General features: G+C 51.0%; 21 protein-coding genes. 17 read left to right on the forward strand and 4 right to left on the reverse strand.

The features are described from left to right. The first annotated feature begins 605 nt into the window (after positions 1-605). The 14 genes from CAG64_RS23710 (at position 606) to CAG64_RS18750 (ending at position 13,012) form a co-directional block, all read left to right on the forward strand. Positions 606-779, forward strand: a complete 174-nt coding sequence (locus CAG64_RS23710) for a Flp family type IVb pilin (RefSeq protein WP_202600959.1) — start codon at positions 606-608, stop codon at positions 777-779. Between the two features lie 6 nt (positions 780-785). Further along, positions 786-1,271, forward strand: a complete 486-nt coding sequence (locus CAG64_RS18690; RefSeq protein ID WP_161488643.1) for an A24 family peptidase — start codon at positions 786-788, stop codon at positions 1,269-1,271. A 62-nt stretch (positions 1,272-1,333) separates the two neighbouring features. Then, positions 1,334-2,644 (forward strand): AAA family ATPase, encoded by a 1,311-nt coding sequence (locus CAG64_RS18695; RefSeq protein ID WP_161488644.1) that lies wholly within the window; start codon positions 1,334-1,336, stop codon positions 2,642-2,644. A 15-nt stretch (positions 2,645-2,659) separates the two neighbouring features. After that, positions 2,660-3,412 (forward strand): Flp pilus assembly protein CpaB, encoded by a 753-nt coding sequence (gene cpaB, locus CAG64_RS18700; RefSeq protein WP_161453469.1) that lies wholly within the window; start codon positions 2,660-2,662, stop codon positions 3,410-3,412. 7 nt (positions 3,413-3,419) lie between these two features. Beyond that, the gene (locus CAG64_RS18705; protein ID WP_040902766.1) at positions 3,420-4,874 is read left to right on the forward strand and encodes a type II and III secretion system protein family protein; all 1,455 of its coding nucleotides are present in this window, start codon (positions 3,420-3,422) and stop codon (positions 4,872-4,874) included. Between the two features lie 12 nt (positions 4,875-4,886). Next, positions 4,887-5,108 carry a hypothetical protein gene (locus CAG64_RS18710; RefSeq protein ID WP_021705938.1) on the forward strand — a complete coding sequence of 74 codons (222 nt, stop codon included), beginning with the start codon at positions 4,887-4,889 and terminating at the stop codon, positions 5,106-5,108. Positions 5,109-5,134: 26 nt separating this feature from the next. Next, positions 5,135-6,412 carry a pilus assembly protein TadG-related protein gene (locus CAG64_RS18715; RefSeq protein ID WP_161488645.1) on the forward strand — a complete coding sequence of 426 codons (1,278 nt, stop codon included), beginning with the start codon at positions 5,135-5,137 and terminating at the stop codon, positions 6,410-6,412. Position 6,413: 1 nt separating this feature from the next. Then, complete coding sequence (locus CAG64_RS18720; protein WP_021705936.1) at positions 6,414-6,875, forward strand: TadE/TadG family type IV pilus assembly protein; 462 nt, start codon at positions 6,414-6,416, stop codon at positions 6,873-6,875. Positions 6,876-6,877: 2 nt separating this feature from the next. Further along, complete coding sequence (locus tag CAG64_RS18725; protein WP_425585316.1) at positions 6,878-7,402, forward strand: TadE/TadG family type IV pilus assembly protein; 525 nt, start codon at positions 6,878-6,880, stop codon at positions 7,400-7,402. Positions 7,403-7,413: 11 nt separating this feature from the next. Next, positions 7,414-8,619 (forward strand): AAA family ATPase, encoded by a 1,206-nt coding sequence (locus tag CAG64_RS18730; RefSeq protein ID WP_021705934.1) that lies wholly within the window; start codon positions 7,414-7,416, stop codon positions 8,617-8,619. Between the two features lie 9 nt (positions 8,620-8,628). Beyond that, positions 8,629-10,071 carry a CpaF family protein gene (locus tag CAG64_RS18735; RefSeq protein ID WP_161488646.1) on the forward strand — a complete coding sequence of 481 codons (1,443 nt, stop codon included), beginning with the start codon at positions 8,629-8,631 and terminating at the stop codon, positions 10,069-10,071. A gap of 13 nt (positions 10,072-10,084) precedes the next feature. After that, positions 10,085-11,053 (forward strand): type II secretion system F family protein, encoded by a 969-nt coding sequence (locus tag CAG64_RS18740; RefSeq protein ID WP_021705932.1) that lies wholly within the window; start codon positions 10,085-10,087, stop codon positions 11,051-11,053. 3 nt (positions 11,054-11,056) lie between these two features. After that, positions 11,057-12,001, forward strand: coding sequence for a type II secretion system F family protein (locus CAG64_RS18745; RefSeq protein ID WP_161451868.1), 945 nt, complete (start codon positions 11,057-11,059; stop codon positions 11,999-12,001). A gap of 9 nt (positions 12,002-12,010) precedes the next feature. Then, positions 12,011-13,012 (forward strand): tetratricopeptide repeat protein, encoded by a 1,002-nt coding sequence (locus CAG64_RS18750; protein WP_021705930.1) that lies wholly within the window; start codon positions 12,011-12,013, stop codon positions 13,010-13,012. Between the two features lie 90 nt (positions 13,013-13,102). On the opposite strand, the gene chrA is transcribed toward CAG64_RS18750, so the two are convergent. Next, the gene (gene chrA, locus CAG64_RS18755) at positions 13,103-14,251 is read right to left on the reverse strand and encodes a chromate efflux transporter (protein ID WP_161488647.1); all 1,149 of its coding nucleotides are present in this window, start codon (positions 14,249-14,251) and stop codon (positions 13,103-13,105) included. Between the two features lie 106 nt (positions 14,252-14,357). Between chrA and CAG64_RS18760 the strand changes: the two genes are divergently transcribed. Both CAG64_RS18760 and CAG64_RS18765 read left to right on the forward strand, forming a co-directional pair. Further along, a complete protein-coding gene (locus CAG64_RS18760) occupies positions 14,358-15,299 on the forward strand; it encodes a LysR family transcriptional regulator (protein ID WP_161488648.1) in 942 nt (313 codons plus the stop codon). 26 nt (positions 15,300-15,325) lie between these two features. Next, positions 15,326-16,417 carry a phosphatase PAP2 family protein gene (locus tag CAG64_RS18765; protein WP_161451875.1) on the forward strand — a complete coding sequence of 364 codons (1,092 nt, stop codon included), beginning with the start codon at positions 15,326-15,328 and terminating at the stop codon, positions 16,415-16,417. Between the two features lie 13 nt (positions 16,418-16,430). Here CAG64_RS18765 and CAG64_RS18770 read toward each other — a convergent pair whose 3' ends face one another. Next, positions 16,431-16,982, reverse strand: coding sequence for a gamma-glutamylcyclotransferase family protein (locus CAG64_RS18770; protein WP_161451877.1), 552 nt, complete (start codon positions 16,980-16,982; stop codon positions 16,431-16,433). A gap of 201 nt (positions 16,983-17,183) precedes the next feature. Between CAG64_RS18770 and CAG64_RS18775 the strand changes: the two genes are divergently transcribed. Then, positions 17,184-18,368, forward strand: coding sequence for an NnrS family protein (locus CAG64_RS18775; RefSeq protein ID WP_161488649.1), 1,185 nt, complete (start codon positions 17,184-17,186; stop codon positions 18,366-18,368). Positions 18,369-18,425: 57 nt separating this feature from the next. Here CAG64_RS18775 and CAG64_RS18780 read toward each other — a convergent pair whose 3' ends face one another. Together CAG64_RS18780 and glpD are read right to left on the reverse strand one after the other, a co-directional pair. Further along, positions 18,426-19,361, reverse strand: coding sequence for a CorA family divalent cation transporter (locus tag CAG64_RS18780; protein WP_021705924.1), 936 nt, complete (start codon positions 19,359-19,361; stop codon positions 18,426-18,428). Positions 19,362-19,499: 138 nt separating this feature from the next. After that, a complete protein-coding gene (gene glpD, locus CAG64_RS18785) occupies positions 19,500-21,038 on the reverse strand; it encodes a glycerol-3-phosphate dehydrogenase (RefSeq protein WP_337247466.1) in 1,539 nt (512 codons plus the stop codon). Positions 21,039-21,043: the final 5 nt, after the last annotated feature.

The raw sequence follows: 21,043 nt of genomic DNA on the forward strand, positions 1-21,043 counted from the left end.
GCCTTATCCTGAGGTAGAAAAGTGGTCGATTTTCCCAACCAATGGCCAGATTTTAATTCATCCATTGTCCGACTTCCCTTCATAAAAAATCGTTTAAGCCATCTTGATCTTTAATACCCAGCCAGGTTTTATTTCCATGCTTTCAGACTAGAAGAGAAGCAAAATTGTGCAAGTTAAGTGCAGTAAATAAACCGCCATTAATACGCTAAATCCAAGTGTTTAAGTTGATCGTTGTCCTATTAAATGATGATTTTATGTATAGATTTGTCATTTGTGTTTCGTTTTTGAGACTTTTCGATTTGATCTTGGATGAGCAACTGGTTTTTTACTTAGTTACTAATCCTAATTTTTGTTAATTTTTAGTTTTATACTCTAATTTATTGGTTTTTTATTGGCTTAGATTCCATTATGTAATGTGTTTAATAGTGACTAATTGTGTGCTTATTTCGTTCTCACACTTCCGTATGACATAAAAAGATAAAGTAATGGCAAAAAAGTCCTAACCAAAAAAAATTAAGTTGTCCTACTTTTAACTCACGGCGCTAATCATTCTAATCCGTAATTGAATAGTGCTAGTTATGAGCTAAACCACAGGGGATTAAATCATGGAAACGATGAAAACATTTGTTAATAACTTTATTAACGATGAAGAAGGACTCACTCTTTTGGAGTACATTTTGGGCGCCGCATTGATTGTTGCTGCACTGCTATCAATTGGTTTCTGGACTACCTTAGCGAGTAAATTTACATCTGTTGCTTCTCAAATTAGTAGTCAGTAATTCGTAATGTTTATAGATTATGTTTTTTGGTCTGTATTACTGGTTATCGGTGTTTCTGATGCTCAGAAACACCGAATTCCCAACAAGCTGGTGCTGACACTTCTGCTTGTCGTCATTGTGTCGATAGCCGCTGATCCGGCTGGGCCGCTTCTTGACCATCTAAGCGGTTTTTTCATCGCTTTTACGGTGTGTTTACTGCTGTACATCACACGCGTTATGGCGGCTGGAGATGTGAAGTTGCTGGCGGTAGTCGGACTATGGGTTGGGGTATCTCAACTGGCAGATACAGCGATTTGGATCGTGTTAGCCGGGGGCATGGTTGGTGTGTTTTATTTGGCACTTTTTCTGGCCGAATCGCGAGGCACACTGTATCAAAATGTGGTCGGGTATGTGTATCAAAAGGCCACGCCAGGCAGCCAAAAAACACGTCTGGTTATACCCTTTGCGCCAGTCATTGTTATTGGCCTGGCATTGCAGTCCTATATTTACTAGCGCTGAGAGCTTATCACTGAGACCAAGCCTCTGCTTGGCGCAGCTCCATGGAGGGAGTGTCAATGGGAACGTCACTAACTGAACATTTGGTGCCACAGATAGAGCCACCTTCGGTTCCCACCAAAGATACCGCGTTGGGTGTACCGGTGGCGGTGGTGGAACACCTGGTGATTAAGCACATCTCTGCGTATCCGAAGATTGATCTGCTCGAACTGTCACACCGGTTGTGTGTTGTTTCACATATTGTCGAAGATGCTCTGGCACAGTTACGCAAACGTAGCTGGATAGAAGTCTACCAGCCTGTTGCGACGCTATCTGAAAGTTCATATGCCCAGGTGCGTTATGGGTTAACTGAACTAGGGATGGCAGAAGCCGAACTGGCGTTTCGTCGTGATGCTTATATTGGTCCGGTGCCGGTTTCCATGGAACAGTACTGGCAAGTGGTGCAAGCGCAGGATTTGCGTCGTCAGCCGATTGGCCGTGACGATGTGGAGCGGGCCTTATCTGACGTCTATGGCTCTGAACGTTTGGTTCAGGTGCTGGGGCCTGCGATTAACTCTGGCCGTGCCATGCTGCTTTATGGCCATGCCGGGACAGGGAAAAGTTACGTTGCAGCCCGAGTGCTGAATGCGCTCAATACGTCGGTGTTTATTCCGTATGCGGTGTACGCCGACGGCAACATCATCAAAGTGTTCTCTGAGCATCATCACCGCCGGATGGACGATGACCATACTCAGTTGTTTGTTAAAGTCACTCAGCACTATGACAAACGCTGGATACTGTGCGAGCGACCAAACATTCAGGTGGGCGGTGAGTTGACTCTGGAAATGCTGGAAGTCAATCACAGCGAGCACAACCGGGTGTGGAATGCACCACTGCAGATGATGGCCAATAATGGCATTCTGGTGATTGATGACTTGGGGCGTCAGTCCATTTCGGTGGCGGCATTACTCAACCGATGGATAGTGCCAATGGAATATTTCGTCGATCACCTGGCGTTGCCCAATGGCCAGCATATTTCTGTGCCGTTCACGCTGACGCTGGCTTTCTCATCCAACCTTTCTCCGAGCTCTATTGCCGATCCGGCTTTTCTACGACGTCTCGGATACAAAATTGAGTTCAACCCGCTCGAAGAAGCTGAGTACCTGGAATTGTGGTCTGAAATGGCGACAACGATGGACATTGAGGTTGAACCGTTAAGCATAACAACGTTGTTGGCACTACATAACGAAAATAATGTTGAGTTCTTTCCTTGTTTACCAAAGGACCTGTTAGGGATCAGTCGAGATATCCTGACGTTTGAGGGAGGGAGCAGTGTTGTCTCTCCCGATATTCTTGTGAGGGCGTGGGGATTGTACTTCACCACGGATTAACATGGAGGTTTCATTATGAGCCGGAGCCAAGTCGTCATTCTGCTTCTTCTCTCGGTGGTATTCGGTCTGGCGGCCGTTATCGTTGCGAAAAAGTGGATAGACAGTCAAACCACACCGACCGTTGAGGTCGAACGAGTTGAACGCCATCCTGTTGTTATTGCAGCCAGTGAACTGGAGCCGGGGACGGTACTCGAAAGCAAGCATCTCACCACCAGATTACTGGAAGTAAAATGGATAAATGAAGAGACGCTGGAAAAACCGGAAGATGTCGTAGGGCGCATCGTCGCCAACACCATCTACGAAGGGGAATTGATCCATCCCGCTCGTCTGGCCTTGCCTGGGGAAGGGGCCACACTGGCGGCATTGATACCGGACAACAAGCGTGCGGTCACCATTCGGGTTAATGATGTTATTGGTGTCGCGGGATTTCTATTGCCGGGCAATAAAGTTGATGTGTTGAACACCGTCAAAATTGGTAAAGCGCGAGCCACCACGAAAACAGTGCTGAAAAACATCAAAGTTCTGGCGGTGGACCAGACTGCGAAAACCAAAGAAAACAAGCCGGTTATCGTTCGGGCTGTAACACTGGAAGTGTCGCCGAAAGAAGCCGAACGCCTGCTGACAGAGAACAGCAAAGGTGATATTCAGCTTGCGCTAAGAAACCCTCACGAGATCGACAAACCTGCGCCGGTCAGAAAATACACGCCGGCACCGAGTGTAACCATTATAAAAGGTGCTCAGGCGTCTAACGTTCGAGTAAGTAATTAGGTGACTTATGAAAAGAATAATATTCGTGATATGTCATTTACTTATGACAAGTTTTGCGCTTCACGCTGCCACGATCCCATCCGGCAAGGTTGTCAGTGTTGCTCATCATCAGTCGACTCAGGTTGTGATTTCTGGGTCGGCGAAGAAAGTGACGTTAGGGGATCCGTCGGTAGTCGACATTCTGGTGTTACGATCAAATGAGTTATTCCTGGTCGGGAAAAAGCTTGGCTCCACCAATGTGTCTGTTTGGGATCGCCGCGGTCGATTAATTGAGTCGTTTAACGTTGAAGTAACGCATGACCTTAATACGCTCAAAGCTAAACTGCATCAGTTTTTGCCTAATGACCGGATTGAAGTCTACAGCTCTCAGGAGAAAATCGTCCTGCGTGGTCTGGTGAGTAATCAGCAGAACATGGATACCGCAGTGAAGATTGCTGAAACCTTTGCTGCCGGGAAAGCGGCGGATGAGGGGGACGACAAGAATGACGACGATGCTTCGGTGATTAATTTGCTGACCATTGGTGGTGCTCAACAGGTCACTCTGGAGGTTACCGTGGCCGAGGTACAGCGCACGCTGGTAAGACGTTTTGATTCGAACTTCCACTTTTTCCAAAAGAGCGGAGATTTCACCTGGGGAACCACTTCAGCGGGGGCGGCAATCGACAGCATTGGTCCGATTCTCAATATCCCTGCAGCAAATGATTTCGGCTTCCTCGGTTCGTTTATCGACAGCAATACCTTGTTCACATTTGCTTTAGATATCGCGAAGCAGAACGGTGTGGCCAAAGTCCTGGCGGAACCCAGTTTGACCGCACTGAGTGGCACCAAGGCCGATTTTCTGGCGGGGGGGGAGTTCCCGATTCCGGTGCCCAATGATGATGGCATCACCATCGACTATAAAGAGTTTGGTGTGGCGCTGGATTTCATTCCGTACGTGCTGAGTGACAAGAAAATCAACCTCAAACTGTCGGTGAATGTCAGTGAGATCGCTAACTCAGGTGTACTGACGTACAACCCAGGCGACGTGAATGCGGCCTTCTTTATTCCGCCGATCACCAAGCGCAGTGCCGGGACCACCCTCGAACTGGCCGACGGTCAAACCATCGGTATCGCCGGGTTGCTCAGTGAGAATGCGCGCGATGTCAACAGCCGTATGCCGGGTTTTGGGGATATTCCGGTATTGGGGCAACTGTTCAAGAGTGAGGAATTTACATCCGGTGAAACTGAGCTGGTTATTTTGGTGACGCCGCGCCTGGCTCAGCCTATTGACCGTCGCCGAGTGTCGTTACCTACGGATGGCTTTGTCAGTCCGAACGATGTGGAATTCTACTTACTGGGTCGCGGGGCTCGTCTTGACTACAGCAAATACAAACGCGGAACCACCAGTCAGGGCAGTGCAGAGTCTTATAACTATACGTCGTCAGAGGGTGGCTCTGAAGGTAAGTTCGGCCACAGTCTGTAAGAGGAATACGAGATGAAAAGCGTACATATTGCCTTAACCGGAGCACTGTCGCTCGTTTTGCTGGGCTGCGCCAATGAGCCGAGTATGGGGATGTCAGTCAGCCAGTTAAGAGCGGAACAAACCCTGAACCCCACCGCATGGCAGGAAAACCTGGGTTACCTGCCTGAAGGAAGTGGGGAAAGAACATACGTCAGTCTGGAAGTTTATAACAATAATGGAGTCGCCAAAGAGTAAGTGATTTCTATCACGTAGGAGGGGCTATGTTAGTGCTTCATCATGGCCGACGTAAAGGAACGCAAAAAGGCATTACGCTGGTATTGATCAGTCTGATTATGCTGCTGTTGTTGGGTGTCGCAGCATTCAGTCTGGATTTGAACCACATGGTGCTGAACAAAACCCGGCTGCAAAATGCCGTTGATTCGGCCGCTTTGGCCGGTGCGGTGGTGGCAGACGACACAGGTGATGTGGATCAGGCTGAAGTTGCCGCGATTGCTACAATGAACAGTTTTGCCACGTCAACCGGAAACTCAGAACTGACGTACACCGCAGAGAACATTGCTGTCACATTTTCTTATGACTATCAGACCTTTGTCCCTGCCGCGAGCTTTTCACCACCATCGGAAGATGCGGACATTTATGTGCGCGTGGCGGTGACGGATGTCTCTTTGACCGAGTTTCTCAGCTCATTGTTTGGTATCAACAAAGCGGTGGCAGCCAGTGCTGTGGCTGGTCGCAGTGCGGCCATCACTTACTCATGCAACATAACACCGATGGCGGTATGTGGTGATCCGGTCGCTGGGCAGGACGCGGTGTGGGGCTATCAGAACGACCCAAACATCTACGATGACATCAACTTGCCAGATCAGATTCATGAGTTGAAAGTGGGAGATCAGGATAACTCCGGCATGGGCCCCGGGAATTTTCAGCTGCTCGACTTTGGTCAAGGGGATGGCAATGGCGGCGGTGCCGCGTTGGTACGTAAGGCGATGTCCGGAGAGTATAACGGCTGTGCCACCATTGGGGATACGGTAACCACCAAGCCGGGGAACAGCATTGGCCCGGTGGCGCAAGGATTAAATACACGCCTGAACGATTTTACCGGGCCGATTCCTAACGATGGTACCGTCTTGCCGGATCTCTATGTTCGTGAGCCAAATACTTTGGCTGAGTCAGATACGCCTTATGCTGGAGATCTGTACTACAGTGATTACCTCAACGAGCTCAGAAACTGTGAAGGTAATGGTGCCGAAGCTTCATGCGTACCGAACGACTACATAGAAAGTGGGCAAGCGGGGCGCCGTATCTTGCGGATTCCCATCGTGAACTGCACCGACGCAGGCGGTAAGACCGATCTGGATGTGCTTGGCTTCGGTTGCTTCTTCTTGTTGCAGAAAGTGGAAAACTCCGGTCAGTCGAGCGTGTTTGGCCAGTTCCTGTATGACTGCCCGATCAAAAACGGTTCGACGGGTATTGAAGCCAGTGACGTCGGTTTGTATCGCATCCAGCTGTATAAGGATCCGCTAGGGGGAGTGTCATAATATGCGTGTCATTACTCCCGTTAACCATCAGAAAAAATCGCAAGGGTTGGCAGCGCTGGAATTCATCATCTGTTTACCCGTGTTGTTGATGCTATCGGTACTGGTTCTGGACGTTGGACGGGTATTGATCCAGTACACCGAACTTAACAAAGCACTGCAAAATGGTGTGCGTTATGCGGTCGTGGATACCTACGGTACGCTCGATTTTACCGCGATAGCGGATGAAGGCAGCATCAAAAACGTGGTGATTTATGGTAATCCTCAGGTGAATGACAGTTCGGAGCCGATGATCGATTACATCTCAGCTGACGATATTGTTATCACGCAACCGACGCCGATCAGCAAAGAAGTGACCCTGTCGGCCAGCTTCGTTTATGAGCCGTTTTTCTCTGAGCTGCCATTTTCCGACGTCTCACTGGCGTTTAACGTAGCGGCCTCATCGAAAATGAGGACAGCGCCATGAAGATATCAAGATTGCACCGTTTACAACGTGGTGTCACGCAATTGGAGTTCTTGATCATTGCGCTGGCGGTATTGCTGATTATCTTCGCCATTCTGGAGTTTGCGGCTTATTTCTATTCGATTCAGATGGTGAACGAAGTGACAAGGCGCTCGGCCAGGCTGGCCACGGTATGTTATATCGCCGACCGGGACGATATTCCTGAAATGGAATCAGTTTCCGGCCTCTATCCGGCGGGTTTTTCCAAAAACAACCTGGAAATTACCTATCTGGATCAGAACGGCAATGAAGTCGATGTGTCCGGGTTTTTATCCACGCCGCCAGCGGACAATGCCACGCTGGATGCACAGTTTTCACAAATCAAGTATGTCAAAGCGCGCTCGGTGAACTATACCTTCCGATTTTTTGTGTTGTCAGCGTTGATTAACGCCATCGGCACCGCGCCCAGCTTTGAAACCATACTGCCGGCTGAGAGTCTGGGGATTCTTCGGCCGACCAGTCCGACCAGTACGGACAAGTCAGATTGCTAATGGAGATAGCCATGCTGAAGCCAGTGAAAGTGGAAAATGAATACGCCTCTCTCAAGACCAACCTGGTGTTGTGGGCGGTGTATTCGACGCCAACCTTTAAAGCTCACATGAGTAATGAGTTATCCAAATGTCTTAATCTCAATATTGAGTGGATAGAACTCAGTGACTTCAACCTAGAAAAAATTCAAGGCAAACCGATCCCGGATCTGGTCTATATCGAAACCGGTGACAAATGGGCGCAAAAAGTCGCTCATGTGTATTCCAATGGTGAAAACTTCCAGAATGCCCATACATCGTTGATCGTCTTTGGTGACGAACACGACACCCCCTCGCTTAAAATGGCGCTGCGCCTCGGGGCGTCGGATTACTTTTCCGATCAGGTGATGTTTGAAGAGCTCTACCCACTGCTCAAAGAGGTAGCGGACGATAAGGTGGCGAACCGGAAAATGGGCAGCCTGACGTTATTCCTGAATACCAAAGGGGGCTCGGGGGCAACGACGCTGGCGTTGAACACGGCAATTGAGCTGGCCGGTTACGCCAAGAGCAGCGTGTTGCTGGTCGACCTGGATATGCGATTCAGTGACAGCGCGGACTACCTCGACTGCAAACCGAAGTACAGCATCAATAGCGTGATCGATTCGTTGAATGATCTGGATGAAATGTCGTTGGAAGGGCTGGTACACAAACATCACTCTGGGCTGAATTACCTCGGTTTTGATCCTTTGAGTCTCAAAGACAACCACGACCACGCCGGGCGGGTCAGCGCCTTGTTACCTGAGCTGAGACAGTACTACGCGCACATCATTGTGGATATGTCCGGTGGGGTGGAGCATATGTTCCAGAAAATCGTCTCTCCGGCCACGCGGGTTTTTCTGGTGATGCAGCAGAACGTGATTTCGGTGAAACATGCGTCGCAGTACCTGCGCAGTCTGGAATACGATTTTGGTCTTAACAAAAGCCAGATAGAACTGCTGGTGAACCGCTACGACAAAAAAGCCTCGATCTCGACCAAAGACATTGAAAAAGCGATTCCGAACGTACCGGTGCACATGGTGCCAAACAATTTCAACCTGGCGATGGAATGCGCCAACCTGGGTAGCCCGATTGTTCAGTCGAAGAAAAACAGTGCACTGAAATCGTCTCTGGCCGAAATCTCACACAAACTGGAAGTGCCTGATGAGGAAAACGCCAGTTGGATCAAGAAACTCTTTTCTTAAGGGGGAGCTATGTTTTTCAAAAGAAAAGCCATCAACAGCGACTACGAAGAAACCAGCTCTCTCGGTAATCTGGTTCAACGCTCTGAAGAGCTGAAAGCGGCCGAAGTGCTAGAAGAAAGCAGCACCAAGTTGTCCAACATTGACGCCAAAGTGAAGTTTATCGAAGAGCAGAAAAAGCAGCTTGAGCAGGAGATGGAAATTAAGCATTACTACCACAAGAAGCTGCTGGATACGCTTGATTTAGGCCTGCTCTCTCACCTTGAAGAGGATCGAGCCCGGACGGAATTGCGTGAAGCCATCATTCACCTGCTCAATGATGACCGTACCCATCCGATGAGTTCGGAAGCGCGTACCCGAATCATTGCGCAGATTGAAGATGAAGTGTTTGGCTTGGGGCCGCTGGAGCCGTTGCTGTCAGATCGCACCATCTCCGATATTCTGGTCAACGGGCCGAAAAACATCTACGTGGAACGGTTCGGTAAGCTGGAGCGAACGCCTCATACCTTCCTGGATGAGCGTCATCTGCGCAACATCATTGACCGGATTGTCAGCCAGGTCGGCCGGCGTATTGATGAGTCCTCTCCTATGGTGGATGCCCGCCTGAAAGATGGCTCCCGCTTTAATGCCATCATTCCTCCTCTGGCGATTGACGGGCCATCAGTCTCGATTCGCCGGTTCTCGGTGGATCGCCTGACGATGGATAACCTGCTGGAACTCAACTCGTTGGCGCCACCAATGGCTAAGTTTCTTGAAGCTGCCGTGGTGGGGGAAATGAACATCCTGATTTCTGGGGGGACCGGTTCGGGTAAAACCACCACTTTGAACATTTTTTCCGGCTTTATTCCGAAAGATCAACGTATTGTCACCATCGAGGACTCGGCGGAACTGCAATTGCAACAGCCGCATGTCATTCGTCTCGAAACCCGCCCGGCCAATATTGAAGGCAAAGGGGAAATCACTCAGCGTGAGCTGGTGAAAAATTCACTCCGGATGCGTCCGGACCGGATTGTGATTGGTGAGGTGCGCGGCAGCGAAGCGGTGGATATGCTGTCGGCGATGAACACCGGTCACGACGGCTCTCTGGCGACCATTCACGCCAACACACCACGCGACGCCCTGAGCAGGATAGAAAACATGTTCTCTATGGCTGGCTGGAATGTTTCGACCAAAAACCTGCGTTCCCAGATTGCCTCGGCGATCCATATTGTGGTGCAAATGGAGCGCTTGGAAGACGGTAAACGTCGTATGGTCAGCGTGCAGGAAATCAACGGTATGGAAGGCGATATCATCACCATGTCTGAGATTTTCCGCTTTCAGCGTCAGGGAGTCGACGAAAATGGCAACGTTATTGGTCAGTACATGCCGACGGGGATAGTGCCGCATTGCCACGATCAATTGGTCAAACGCGGGCTGGATGTTCCGTTTGAAATTTTTAACGACAAGGCTCGTTAATTAGGGAGGCGCTATGGATAGCCAATTACCCATCTTTTTAATCCTGTTGTTTTTGTCGGTGTTTTTCATCAGCCAGGCGCTGATCCTGCCGTCGGCCGGGAAGAAGGTCAGGCACAAACAACTGGTGAAGCGACTGCGGGACAGTCAGCGCAACATCGATCAGGAGAGTATTTCCCTGTTGCGAGAAAATGCGCTTAAGGATCTCTCTCCGTTGGAGAAATGGCTGATTCAGTTCTCGTATTTTGAAGGCTTTAAGAAAAAGCTCGAGCTGGCTGGGATTCAAATGTCGTTCAGTAAGTTCATGTTTTTATCTTTCTTGCTGGCCTTTACCGCAGCGCTGGTGTTGGTGTTGTTTGATCAGGTCTGGTATGTCTGTCTTGGTGGCGCGCTGAGTGTTTGGGGAGCCGAACATTTCTTCATCAGTAAACGCATTTCCGATCGGTTGATGAAGTTTGAAGAGCAGTTACCTGAGGCGCTGGACATCATCAAGCGGGTATTGCAGGCCGGCCAGCCGATCAACCAGGCGTTCGGCGAAGTCGGGCGGGAAATGCCTGAACCCATCGGCTCTGAATTTCGCAATACGTTCAACCTGCTGAACTACGGGTACGATATCCGTTTGGCGGTCACGCAGATGTCCGAACGGACACCTACCGTGTCGATGCTGGCATTTTCCAGTGCGGTGTTGTTGCAGAAAGAGACCGGCGGTAACTTAACCGAAAACCTCGACAAGTTGTCTCGGCTGTTGCGGGCACGATTTAAACTCGGGCGTAAGATCCGGACCATCTCTGCGGAGTCCCGTATGTCGGCCTGGGTGCTGGTGCTGGCGCCGTTTGCGCTCTACATCATTATTGCGCTGATCAAACCGGACTATATCTCGGCTTTGCATACTCACCCGACCGGGATCAAGCTGGTGGGCGGCGGGATGGTGGCGTTGTTCCTCGGCACCTTGTGGATTCGTAAAATCATCAACATCGAGGTGTGAATCATGAATACTGATGCCATTCGTTCCTGGTTTAATTCTCTGTTGGTCAACCAAGAGCTGTTATTTATCGCTTTTGTCGTGATTACTACTATGTTGTTAGTACTCACTGTCGGCTCCGTGTTGATCGGCGTACGTTCGCCGATGAAAAGAAAACTGGCGGAGTTGTCGGGAGAGAAAGCCGATGTGACACCGAACCCGAACGTATTTTCAACTCTGGAGTCACTGGCGCCGATCATGTCGCCGAAAAGTGACAAAGAGCGTCAGAGTACCCGTGCCAAACTGATGCACGCCGGGTTCCATCGCGGCAACGCGTTGTCACTGTTTTATTCGCTTAAATCGGTGACCACCATTGTCGGGCTGGTGGCCGCAAGCATTATTTATCTGTCGATTCCGGATTCTAAATATCTGGTTCTGAGCATGGTGTTTGCGGTGGGATTGGGCTTGTTCCTGCCGGACATCGTCTTGGCCAGAATGGTCAAAAACCGACAAAAGAACATTCGTGCCGGTATTCCTGATGCGCTGGATCTGCTGGTGGTCTGTACCGAGTCGGGGTTGGGGTTTAATGCCTCTTTGCGGCGTGTGGCCGACGAGTTGGTGATCTCTCACCCGGAACTGGCCGATGAACTCGATACGGTGTGCGTCAAGATTAAAGCGGGGGTCACCATGCCGGATGCGCTGCGAGAGCTGGTGGTTCGTACTGGTTTGGAAGAGTTGATGGGGCTGGTCAGTATGCTCAGCCATGCATCACGTATTGGGGGCAGTCTGGTCAATTCTTTGCGTGAATATACTGAAGATTACCGGGACAAACGTCAGCAGGCTGCGGAAGAGATTGCGGCAAAAATTCCGGTAAAAATGATGTTTCCGATGGTGCTGTTTATCTGGCCGTGTTTCTTTATCGTTGCAATCGGTCCGGCTCTGATTTCTCTGTCTGAAGCTTTTGCTAAGTAAGGGGGCGTTATGTGGATGAAAAAGGGAATGGTTGTCATCACCCTCGGTGTACTGACAGCGTGTAGCACAGGGCCACAAGGTCCGAATTTTGACGATACGCTTTATGCCGGTAAACCGGTGGACTCGCTGACCAGCGATGCGCCGCCCAAAACGGAGAAAGAAGCCATCACCCGGGGTGATGTCGCGTTATCCAAGAAAAACGTGGATCTGGCGCTGTATGAGTACATACGTTCGCTGTCATTTCAGAATGCACAATACAAAGATCAAACGCTGTATACCATTGGCCGTATTCACCTGACCCGCGAAGACAATGCACTGGCGGAGAAGGCATTTCTGGCGTCGATCGATGCCAATCCGAACTTTCCCGGATCATTAGAAGAGCTGGGAGTCATGTACGCCAAGCAGGGTCGCAAAGATGAAGCGATGGGGTATTTCCTCAAAGCGATTAATGCGGACCAGATTCGCCTGGGTGGTAAACCGGATCTGACGTTGAGTAATCTCAATGAAGACAAAGTGGCGCAATTGAAAGAAGACGCTAAATCACCGCTGAAAGCACTGGTGGGGATTGGGGTATTGTATGACGTCAAAGACGAGCATGTGCTGGCGCAAAGCCTCTACAATAAAGCCTTGTCGGCGAATGCCCAGAATGTCAGCGCGTTGGTGAATCTCGGGTATTCATACTACATGTCGGATGAATACAACGATGCAGAGCAATATACCAACCGGGCGTTGAGTTTGGATCCGGGCAATGAACGGGCGATCAATAACTTGGCGTTGATCTACATTTCCAAAGGTAAGATGCGTCAGGCGCTGAATATTTTCAGCCGTCATATGAGTGAACCGGAAGCGCTTAATAACATTGGTTATTTTCTGATCTTGCAAGATCGTCCCGAAGAGGCGATCCCTTATCTCCAGGAAGCGATAGACAAGAGTCCGTCATACTATCCGGTGGCCAATGAAAATCTTGAACGGGCGCTGGCTGAAGTGCGCGAAATGGATATCAAAACCTGAAATCAGGATCATTCGGTGATTCCAACCGTCAAAAAGGAGAGCATCGGCTCTCCTTTTTATTTGTTTGGCGGTTGGTGTGTACGCGAACGCTTAAAAACTACCGAGTATCAGCCCGCTAAAAATAAATAACGCCACCATCCAGACAATCGGCAGGCGCCACTGTTTAAGCAGGTAAACGCCCAGCAACACCATCGCCAAATCCAGCGGAGCCGAGACGGCGCTGGTGAACACTGGCGTGTATAACGCAGATAACAACAAGCCCACTACGGATGCATTTACTCCGTTCACCGCACCTGAGATAGCCGGCCGGCGGGCCAGAAGCTGCCAGTTTTTCAGTACTCCGAGCAGCAGCAGGAATCCTGGTAGAAAAACCGCCAGAGTGGCCAGAAGGGCACCGACCAGCGGAGCATTGGGTAGCAGTTCAAACCCCAGGTAAGTGGCAAAAGTAAACATCGGGCCCGGAACCGCCTGAGCGGCGGCGTAGCCGGTCAGAAAGACATCACTGGAGAGTTGTTCGCCGATGAGGTTTTGCAACAGCGGCAATACTACGTGGCCACCGCCAAACACTAGACTGCCAGCTTGATAAAAGTGGCTGAACAGTGCCAGTGACGGATTGAGATTGGCGAGCCAGGGGAGCGCAATCAGTAAGGTAGCAAACAAGAATAGGGGAAGGATGTTCGTCGATAGTGTCTCTTGAGCCTCCGTCGAATCCGGTCTTTGAGCGAGATATCGCACACCGATCACGGCCGAGCCGACCAGTACGGTGATTTGAGCCCATAGTCCTGGCACCAGTAATAAGGTGATGGCAGTGAACAGACACAGCGTGACGGTGAGGCGGTTCTGGCAAAAGTTGCGATACATGCCAAGCGTAGCATCGGCAACCACTACTACGGCCAGCAATTTCAGCCCGTGTACCGCATGGTGAAACAGGCTGGCATCGGTGAACTGGCTGCTGAGCGTTGCCAGTAATAGCATCAACAGAACAGAGGGCAGTGTAAAACCGATAAAAGCCAGACATGCGCCCGCCAAACCACCGCGTTTATAACCCAGAGCGAAACCTACCTGACTGGAGCCGGGACCAGGCAGAAACTGACTCAGCGCCACCAGTTGTGCGTATTCGTGATCGTCCAGCCACTTCAGTTTTTCAACGAAGGTTGTCCGGAAGTAGCCGATGTGCGCCGCTGGTCCGCCAAAACTTATCCAACCGAGCGCAAAAAAGGTTTTGAAAATTGAGAACATGATGACTCTCTGAACATGAACAACAGGCTTAATCTAAGGCTTGCTTTATAATGACTCAAATTAATAGTTTAGATAATTAACATGAATAAGATGGGATATTGTGAAAATGCGTACGGATATCAACTGGAGAAGTATTGATCTTAATTTGCTGGTCAGTTTTTCGTTTCTCTATCAGTATCGTAGTGTGAGTCTGGCTGCGGAGCAGTGTCATGTCAGCCAGTCGGCCATGAGCCACAGTTTGTCGCGTCTGAGGCAATGGCTGAACAATCCGTTGTTTGAGCGTCGGGGTTATCTCATGGAGCCGACGGAGGTCGCGCACCAGTTGGCGCCGATCATTGAACGGATCCTCTGCACCGTCCAGAGTGAATTGCTGACCGTGCCGGAATTTATTCCGGCTGAATATCAGGGAGTCTGCCGAATCGGGTTGACCGATTATGCCGAGTTTATTTATGCGCCGGATCTTTATGATGCGATTCACACCGCAGCTCCTCAGGCTCAGGTGAGCTTTGTGAATGTCAATCGGCACAATTACCAAAAAGTGGTGGAGGAGGACAAGCTGGATTTGGTGATTGGCAGTATTGCGAAGCCCGCTGAGGCTTTTGAGACTCAGTGGCTCTATACCGAGCAGCACGTGTGTCTGTTCGACCCCAACTGCGTCTCTATGGAGGCGCTTGATGATGTTGCGACGTTTGCTTCAATCGAGCAGGCGCTGGTCAGCCCCGATGGTCAGCTAAGCACGCCAGTGGACGCCAGTCTAGCAGAGCATGGACTGACACGTCGTGTGACGGTGGCGTCGCGCAACTTTCTGACCATTCGCAGTTTGCTCAGTCGCCGACCTCTGGTGGCTATTGTGCCCAGACAAATGGCATTGGCGAGTGGGTTTGATGATGCGCTCGCGTTTGCTCCGCCTCCTGTGGCGGTGGGGGATTTTGACATTTCGATGCTGTGGCTGAAAGCCCGCACACTGGATGACAAAAGCGGTTGGTTAAGACAACTGGTGCAAGCGCGTCTGGGCGACAATGGCGAGAAAAAGACTACACTGAAATAAGGTAAGGATACCAAGGCGGAGGCTCAGTGGCCGAGCTTAGTCGCAGCAAACTTAATCTTCAGGTGGATTGGCAGGCAGTCAGAATGGACTTATACCAGGATCGACTGCTGTATTGGTTTGTGCTGTTTTCGTCTCTGGTCACGGCGGTGATAGTGTGGTTCAACCGCGAACGCATCGTCTATCAGTACCAGTTTGATGTGTACCTCAGTCTGATCTCAACCTGCCTGAGCGCGACGTTTATCTGTTGGGTGATTTACTACTATTTTCGTCTGATGTTTCAGCGCGAGCCGAGGCCGTTTCTGAAATTTTATCAGGCCGTGAAGGCTATGGTGTGGCCTCTGAACCGACCGCTCACGTTTGCGGTCAGGATCCTGCTGCTCAACATTTGTTTCGCCAATTACACCTACATCAAAGAGATCATTCCCGAGCTGCAACCATTCCAGTTTGATGAGGCGTTTTATCGTTGGGATCAATGGCTGCATGGCGGCGTGGATCCATGGCAACTGACACATGCCGTGTTTGCCAATCAGTACGCATCCCTGTTTTTGAATGTGTTGTATCACCTGTGGTTTTTCTTTTTGTGGGGCAGTTTTCTGTATTTTGTCTGCGTGTGTCGTCAGCAACGTTTGCGGTTGCAGTTTTTGCTCAGTTTGCTGGTGTGCTGGTTTGTGCTGGGGAATCTGCTGGCGATTGCGTTGTCGTCCGCCGGGCCATGTTTTATTCAACTGCTTGAGCCGGCCAACAGCAGCTATCAGCCCTTAATGGCGTTACTCGAACAGCAAAACCTTGCCCTCAAGTCGGCGCAGTTTTTTGAACTCTGGGCACTCAATGTTCAGGATCTGCTTTGGCAGGCACATACTCATCGTGGAACGCAGTTAGGCTCCGGGATCTCGGCTATGCCGAGCATGCACGTTGCTTCGGCGGTGTTGTTCGCACTGGGCGCTTATCAGGTGAATAAACGCCTCGGATGGGTGATGTGGGGCTACGCCGCATTGATACAAGTAGGCTCAGTTCATCTGGCCTGGCATTATGCCGTGGATGGTTATGTGGCCGTGGCGGCGACGTTGTTGATCTGGTTCAGCGTGAAATGGCTGCTCAGTCGCACATCGTCATGTTGAGCCGCGATATCATTTAGCGAACTTCGGCCAGCAAGGCGTCAATCACGGGTTGATGGTGGGCTTCCACACCGGCGAGGTTACCGTATTTGGGATCCTGACGGTCATTTTCCAGAGGGAAGTGCCAACCCACCGTATGTTCTACAAAGTGACGGGCAAATTGGGCGGACACGTTCAGACAGCCGGCCAGGACAGTATCAACGTACGTCTGCATGATTGGGCTGAGCGAGCAAGGTGGCTCAGGTGTGTCTTTAACGTAGACCCAGATGGTTTGTCCGCGTTCGAAGTGATGCTCGGTTTCTATTTGCTCTGCATCGATGGCGACGCGGTGATAGCCTCGCTCGCGGCGGTCAAACTCTTCCAACGCTGCCGGATCGATATCAAGCAAAACGCCATTGACCTGACCTTCTCCTCGGTTAACCACCAGTGGCGACAGGGTGTAGCTGTCATCAATTTTCCCCCAGTAGCGCACCAATCCATGCGCGATCGCCGGAATGGCCTGGCCAGTCTGGCCTGTAAGTTGACGAGAGGCGGCGTTAATCAGGCTTCCGTAGCCAAAAATGTACATGGTAATTTCCTTGTGAGTCGGCTGAGAAGGTTTTATTGATTCCATCGAGTCATATTGACTTGTTTTTGGTTGAGTCAATATGACCACACTGTCATTCAATGTATTGATTCTCTTGGTTTTGTTTAGTTGGAACAAAAGCTGCATTGGTCAGATAAGTTTTTATGATGGTCAATGCCTGACTGGCTGCTTTGGAGTTCCGTCTTGCTCAATATTACTGATAAACGCGTTGAAGAAAAGATCCCGGCGTGGTTGCGCTTGGGATTTCGTCCTTTTTTCCTGCTTGGTGCGACGTACGCGCTGATTGCCATTCCTCTCTGGGTGTGGATGTTTCAGCATGGACAACTCGCAGGGTTGCGTGTCCCGGCGTTGTGGTGGCACGTGCACGAAATGTTGTTTGGTTTCGCCATGGCCATTGTCGCCGGGTTCGTGTTGACTGCGGTGCAAAACTGGACTGGCATCAATGGCACCAAGCATTACCGTTTGGCGCTGTTAGTGGGGCTGTGGCTGGCGCCGCGTATTTTGTTCTGGACTCCGACGCCGTTGTGGTTGATTTCCTCCATTGAGGCGCTGTTCTTACTCTTGGTGGCTGTGGAGGTGGGAAGTCGGGTGGTCAAAGCGCGTGGATGGCGGAATCTGTTTTTTGTGCCTTTGTTGTTATTGGCGCTGGTGGCGAATTTTGCAGCCTACGCCACGATCAAAGGTATGCCGCCGTTCAGCAGTGCGGCAGTGTGGCAGGCGATGCTGTGGTGGTTCACTCTGTTGTTGTCAGTGATGGGGGCGAGGGTGATTCCGTTCTTTACCGCGCGCCGTTTTCAGTTCGACAAAGCCCAGCCGTTAGCATGGCTGGAGTGGGCGGCGAATCTGCCGTTGGTGGCCTTGTTTGTGCTGAGTTTCTTTCCGCTGGCCTTTGCTGAACTCGGGCGCGGACTGATGGTGTTGGCTGGCGCAGCGCAACTGGTGAGAATGTGGCGTTGGAGACCTTGGACAACCTTGAGCGAGCCGCTGGTCTGGTCGTTGCACGCCGGTTATTTGTGTTTGCCTCTGAGCTTGTTGATGCGCGGTTTGTGGTCCAATCCGTTGGCGCAGCACAACATGATTCACCTGTTTGCCATTGGCGCGCTGGGTGGGGTCATTCTGGCCATGATCGCACGTGTGACTATGGGGCACACCGGACGGGCCATTTATCAGGGGCCGGATATGCGTCTCGCATTCGCAGCGATTGTGCTGGCGGCGCTGGTTCGCGGGCTGGGTGTAGCGTTGCTGCCCCAGTTTATGATGTGGTGGCTAGACATCAGTGCCGCTCTTTGGGTACTGGCGTTCGGACTGTATCTGTGGCGCTTCGGTTACATGCTGGTAACGCCGCGCCAGGACGGACATCCAGGCTAGAGGCCGGGCGTATTGCCATTCTCAGCAATACGCCTCGGTGATTGCGTCGTCGAGGCGTTATTTGCCGACAAAGCGCAGTCGGCGCAGCAGCAACCATTCTGCACCAAAGATCGCGATCAGGGCGATACAGAACCAGGTAAAGGCCATCGGCGATTCCACGCCGGGCATCCCGCCGATGTTGATCCCAAGTAACCCGGTTAAGAAGCTGGTGGGTAGGAAAATCGTAGCCACAACCGTAAACAGGTAGCTGTTCTGGCTGACTTTCTCTTCATGGCGCTGATGCAGTTCTTCTTTAAACAGCTCCAGTTCACCGAGGTAGAAGTCGATGGTTTCGTTGATGCGGGTGATGTTGTTGAGCGCGTAACGGATCTGGTGCGGCCGGCTGGCCAGCAAGCTTACGTCGGATTCGGCCAGATCCCGAATGGCGTATTGCTGTGGACGTATAAAGCGTTTAACGGCCAGCAAGGCTTTCTGGGTTGGGATAATATCATGGCTGTCTTCGTCATCGATATCCAACTCATCCACTCGGTTTTCGACCGTTTCTAAATGTTGATCAATTTTGCCATTGAGGCCATCGATGATCTGGATAAGCAGATCTGCCAGTTGTTTGGGGCCGCGCTCTTCAGCCAGAGCCTGACGGATCTCCATAATGGCACGCGAGGGGACTTTGCGGGTGGAGATCAACGCTCCGTTGTAAAACAGAATACGAACACTGAGCATGTCTTCCGGGGCGGCATCCTGATTCATGTTCATGCCCCGCAGGATCAGCATGAAATTTTGCTCATCGTACTGATGGAAAGAGGGACGAGATTCATCAGCGAGCAGGTGTTTTACCGTACTTTTGGGGATCTGATTGTTCAGCAACCAGTCACGGATGTCCGGATGCTGACGTTCACAGTGATACCAATGATTGGCTTGGATGACGTTGCTGTCCGCTTCCAGCCGTTGTGCAGGCTGTGGGGTGAAATCCCACTGCTCAATCATAAATCCCATAGCGCTTCCTTTATTGGTTCAGCTCGCCGGTCATGAATGTGGTCGAGTACTGTCGCATTATGGGAGGTGTGGCGTATTACTGTCCAATAAAAAAGCCTGCATTTGCAGGCTTTTCACACAGGATTTCAATAAGTTTACTTAGCTGACCTTACACAGGCTGAGTGCTTTATCTTCCGGATGCTGCGCTTTGATGTAGTCGCTGACCGCTTGCTGAGCCGTTTGATCCAGATACAGGCCCAGCTTGGTACGACGCCACAGCAAGTCATCGGCTGTCTTAACATGCTCATGGTCGATCAGATAGTCAATCTCACGCTGGTAAACGCCTTCGGCAAAGCATTCTCCCATGTCTTCCAGGGTATCAACGTTGGCCAGCATCTTACGCGTGTAAGTACCGAACTGACGCACATAACGCATCGCCAATTTTTCGGTTAGCCAAGGGGATTGATCACGCAGTGACTGAGCAAGTTGCGCGCGACTGCAACTGAAGTTACCGCCAGGCAGACTTTCGTTCGCGGTCCAGGATTTGCCCATGTTCGCAAAGTAAGGTTCCAGTTTTTTCATCGCGGCTTCACCAAGCTTACGATAGGTGGTCAGTTTGCCGCCAAAGATAGACAACAATGGCGCCTGGTCCATCTCCTGTTCAAGTTCCAGCGTGTAGTCACGTGTAATGGCTTGAGGAGAATCCGACTCATCATCGCACAGAGGACGGACGCCACTGTATGTCCAGACCACATCGTCACGGCTGAGTTGTTTGATGAAGTGCTGGTTAACGATGTCGATCAGGTAGTCAACTTCATCGTCCACAATCGCCACTTCACGCGGATTGCCCTGGTATTCTACGTCGGTGGTGCCGATGATCGAGAACTCATCCATATACGGGATAACGAACACAATCCGGTTGTCTTTGTTTTGCAGAATGTAAGCCTGCTCTTCATCGTGTACGCGTGGCACAACAATGTGTGAGCCTTTGATCAAGCGGATGTTGCGAGGTGACGGTGAGTGCAGACCGTCATCAAAGAACTGTTTGACCCAAGGACCCGCTGCATTGACTAGGGCTTTGGCACGACGTTCGAACTGCTCACCGGTGATCTGATTGGTGATGGTGACACGCCAGATACCTTGTTCACGGACGGCGCTGTCGACTTTACAGTAGTTGGCCACTTCGGCGCCGTTTTCTTGTGCGGCCAGAATATTAAGCAGTACCAGGCGCGCGTCGTCTACCCAGCAATCTGAGTATTCGAAACCGACTTTCATCTCTTCTTTCAACAGGCCGGACTTGGCTAAATCCACGGTGTGGCTCGCCGGCAGTGTCGTGCGCTTGCCCAAGTGATCATACAGGAACAAACCACAACGGATCATCCAGGCCGGGCGCAGGTAAGGGCGATGGGGGAGGCGGAAGCGCATCGGCTGAGCCACATGGGGGGCTTTTTTCAGGATCACTTCGCGTTCAGCGAGCGCTTCCGAAACCAGACGGAACTCGTAGTGCTCCAGGTAGCGCAGGCCTCCGTGGATCAGTTTTGAACTGGCCGACGAGGTAGCAGAAGCAAAATCGTTCGCTTCAAACAGGCCAACCGTTAAACCACGACCTGCTGCATCGGCGGCGATACCGGCACCGTTAATTCCGCCACCGATAATGAGCATATCGAGGAGGCGAGTGTCTTTGTCTTGCTTCTTCATATCCA

Origin of the sequence: Vibrio sp. V38_P2S17PM301 (assembly GCF_009904845.1) — a bacterium.
In the GTDB taxonomy this organism is placed as follows: Bacteria; Pseudomonadota; Gammaproteobacteria; order Enterobacterales; family Vibrionaceae; genus Vibrio; species Vibrio proteolyticus.

Bases quoted from the DNA above. Each gene is read 5' to 3' on its own strand.
- CAG64_RS23710 (WP_202600959.1), top strand. From the start codon at position 606: ATGGAAACGATGAAAACATTTGTTAATAACTTTATTAACGATGAAGAA.
- CAG64_RS18690 (WP_161488643.1), top strand. From the start codon at position 786: ATGTTTATAGATTATGTTTTTTGGTCTGTATTACTGGTTATCGGTGTT.
- CAG64_RS18695 (WP_161488644.1), top strand. From the start codon at position 1,334: ATGGGAACGTCACTAACTGAACATTTGGTGCCACAGATAGAGCCACCT.
- cpaB (WP_161453469.1), top strand. From the start codon at position 2,660: ATGAGCCGGAGCCAAGTCGTCATTCTGCTTCTTCTCTCGGTGGTATTC.
- CAG64_RS18705 (WP_040902766.1), top strand. From the start codon at position 3,420: ATGAAAAGAATAATATTCGTGATATGTCATTTACTTATGACAAGTTTT.
- CAG64_RS18710 (WP_021705938.1), top strand. From the start codon at position 4,887: ATGAAAAGCGTACATATTGCCTTAACCGGAGCACTGTCGCTCGTTTTG.
- CAG64_RS18715 (WP_161488645.1), top strand. From the start codon at position 5,135: ATGTTAGTGCTTCATCATGGCCGACGTAAAGGAACGCAAAAAGGCATT.
- CAG64_RS18720 (WP_021705936.1), top strand. From the start codon at position 6,414: ATGCGTGTCATTACTCCCGTTAACCATCAGAAAAAATCGCAAGGGTTG.
- CAG64_RS18730 (WP_021705934.1), top strand. From the start codon at position 7,414: ATGCTGAAGCCAGTGAAAGTGGAAAATGAATACGCCTCTCTCAAGACC.
- CAG64_RS18735 (WP_161488646.1), top strand. From the start codon at position 8,629: ATGTTTTTCAAAAGAAAAGCCATCAACAGCGACTACGAAGAAACCAGC.
- CAG64_RS18740 (WP_021705932.1), top strand. From the start codon at position 10,085: ATGGATAGCCAATTACCCATCTTTTTAATCCTGTTGTTTTTGTCGGTG.
- CAG64_RS18745 (WP_161451868.1), top strand. From the start codon at position 11,057: ATGAATACTGATGCCATTCGTTCCTGGTTTAATTCTCTGTTGGTCAAC.
- CAG64_RS18750 (WP_021705930.1), top strand. From the start codon at position 12,011: ATGTGGATGAAAAAGGGAATGGTTGTCATCACCCTCGGTGTACTGACA.
- chrA (WP_161488647.1), bottom strand. From the start codon at position 14,251: ATGTTCTCAATTTTCAAAACCTTTTTTGCGCTCGGTTGGATAAGTTTT.
- CAG64_RS18760 (WP_161488648.1), top strand. From the start codon at position 14,358: ATGCGTACGGATATCAACTGGAGAAGTATTGATCTTAATTTGCTGGTC.
- CAG64_RS18770 (WP_161451877.1), bottom strand. From the start codon at position 16,982: ATGTACATTTTTGGCTACGGAAGCCTGATTAACGCCGCCTCTCGTCAA.
- CAG64_RS18780 (WP_021705924.1), bottom strand. From the start codon at position 19,361: ATGGGATTTATGATTGAGCAGTGGGATTTCACCCCACAGCCTGCACAA.
- glpD (WP_337247466.1), bottom strand. From the start codon at position 21,038: ATGAAGAAGCAAGACAAAGACACTCGCCTCCTCGATATGCTCATTATC.